The sequence below is a fragment of the Pedobacter suwonensis genome (assembly GCF_044762335.1).
Classification (GTDB): domain Bacteria; phylum Bacteroidota; class Bacteroidia; order Sphingobacteriales; family Sphingobacteriaceae; genus Pedobacter.
This window is the reverse complement of sequence record NZ_JBIWEB010000004.1, coordinates 21,998-24,749: the sequence shown is the minus strand read 5'-3', so window position 1 is coordinate 24,749 and position 2,752 is coordinate 21,998. Positions and strand designations below refer to the sequence as shown.

1 protein-coding gene is annotated in these 2,752 nt (G+C 48.3%); it reads left to right on the top strand.

Features of this window, described 5'->3' with window-relative positions; all coding sequences use genetic code 11:
* A partial coding sequence (locus tag ACIQXP_RS07910; protein WP_402759904.1) for an MBG domain-containing protein occupies window positions 1–2,752 on the top strand: 2,752 nt, incomplete at both ends.

Genomic DNA, 2,752 nt, shown 5'->3' with positions numbered 1-2,752 from the left:
TCAGCCAACGGCCATTACGGCAACTACTTCGCAGACCAACGTGGCCTGCAACGGCGCAAGCAATGGTTCGGCTTCGGTAACTGCTTCCGGAGGTGCAGGTGGCTATACTTATTCGTGGTCACCTTCAGGGGGAACTGCTGCTACGGCAACGGGATTGTCTGCCGGAACTTATACCTGTACCATCACGGATGCCAACAATTGTCAGATCATCAAAACCTTTACCATTACCCAGCCAACGGCCATTACGGCAACTACTTCGCAGACCAACGTGGCCTGCAACGGCGCAAGCAATGGTTCGGCTTCAGTAACTGCTTCCGGAGGTGCCGGTAGCTATACTTATTCTTGGTCTCCTTCAGGGGGAACTGCTGCTACGGCAACGGGATTGTCTGCCGGAACTTATACCTGTACCATCACGGATGCCAACAATTGCCAGATCATCAAAACCTTTACCATTACCCAGCCAACAGCCATTAGTTTCACAACAATAGTTTTGCCTGGCTATGATTATAATATGGGATATAGTCAAACTATATTAACTTCTGGAGGAACGGGATCTAAAACGTATGCAGTTACAGCGGGCAGTTTGCCCTCTGGTTTTTCGCTATCAACAGCTGGGCAGATAACAGGTACTTCAACTCAAATTTCTGACAGTAACTTTACGGTTACCGTGACTGATAATAATAACTGTACTGCCACATATAATTATGTGTTAAAATTAAATCAAATTCCAGTTGTAGTAACAGCAACTGCATCTCAAACAAAAGTATATGGGCAAAACGAGCCGACTTTAACTTATACTGTAACGCCAAGTTTATTATCAGGAGATAGTTTTACAGGAAATTTAACCCGGACTGCCGGAGAAGATGTAGGTACTTATACGATAAGTCAAGGCACACTTTCTGCAGGTTCTAAATATTTAATAACTTTTGTTGGAGCTGACTTTACAATTACAGCCAAGCCAATAACTGTAACGGCTGCAGCGAAGAGCAAAACCTATGGTGATGCCGATCCTGCACTGACCTATACCTTTGCTCCGGCACTGGTAACCGGCGACAGTTTCAGCGGAAGCTTAACCAGAACACCGGGTGAAAACGTGGGTACTTATGCAATCAACCAGGGTACACTTGCACTAAACAGCAATTACAGCTTAACCTATGTTGGTGCTGATCTGACGATCGGAGCGAAAACCATTACGGTAACGGCTGCAGCGAAGAGCAAAACCTATGGTGATGCCGATTCTGCACTGACCTATACCTTTGCTCCGGCACTGGTAACCGGTGATAGTTTCAGCGGAAGCCTGACCAGAACACCGGGTGAAAACGTGGGTACTTATGCAATCAACCAGGGTACACTTGCACTAAGCAACAATTACAGCTTAACCTATGTTGGTGCTGATCTGACGATCGGTGCGAAAACCATCACGGTAACGGCTGCAGCGAAGAGCAAAACCTATGGTGATGCCGATCCTGCGCTGACCTATACCTTTGCTCCGGCACTGGTAACCGGCGATAGTTTCAGCGGAAGCTTAACCAGAACACCGGGTGAAAACGTGGGTACTTATGCGATCAACCAGGGTACACTTTCTTTAAGCAGCAATTACAGCTTAACCTATGTTGGTGCTGATCTGACGATCGGTGCGAAAACCATTACGGTAATGGCTGCAGCGAAGAGCAAAACCTATGGTGATGCCGATCCTGCGCTGACCTATACCTTTGCTCCGGCACTGATAACCGGTGACAGTTTTAGCGGAAGCTTAACCAGAACACCAGGCGAGAACGTGGGTACTTATGCAATCAACCAGGGAACACTTGCACTAAATAGCAATTACAGCTTAACTTATGTTGGTGCTGATCTGACGATCGGAGCGAAAACCATTACGGTAACGGCTGCAGCGAAGAGTAAAACCTACGGTGATGCCGATCCTGCGCTGACCTATACCTTTGCTCCGGCACTGGTAACCGGCGACAGTTTCAGCGGAAGCCTGACCAGAACACCAGGCGAGAACGTGGGCACTTATGCAATCAACCAGGGTACACTTTCCTTAAGCAGCAATTACAGCTTAACTTACATTGGTGCTGATCTGACGATCGGTGCGAAAACCATTACGGTAACGGCTGCAGCGAAGAGCAAAACCTTTGGCGATGCCGATCCTGCGTTGAGCTATACCTTTGCTCCGGCACTGATAACGGGCGACAGTTTCAGCGGAAGCTTAACCAGAACACCAGGCGAGAACGTGGGTACTTATGCAATCAACCAGGGTACACTTGCACTAAGCAGCAATTACAGCTTAACCTATGTTGGTGCTGATCTGACGATCGGAGCGAAAAACATTATGGTAACGGCTGCAGCGAAGAGCAAAACCTATGGTGATGCCGATCCTGCGCTGAGCTATACCTTTGCTCCGGCACTGGTAACGGGCGACAGTTTCAGCGGAAGCTTAACCAGGACACCAGGCGAGAACGTGGGTACTTATGCGATCAACCAGGGTACACTTTCTTTAAGCAGCAATTACAGCTTAACTTATGCTGGTGCTGATCTGACGATCGGTGCGAAAACCATCACGGTAACGGCTGCAGCGAAGAGCAAAACCTATGGTGATAGCGATCCTGCGCTGAGCTATACCTTTGCTCCGGCACTGGTAACGGGCGACAGTTTCAGCGGAAGCTTAACCAGAACACCAGGCGAGAACGTGGGTACTTATGCGATCAACCAGGGAACACTTGCACTAAGCAGCAATTACAGCTTAACTTAT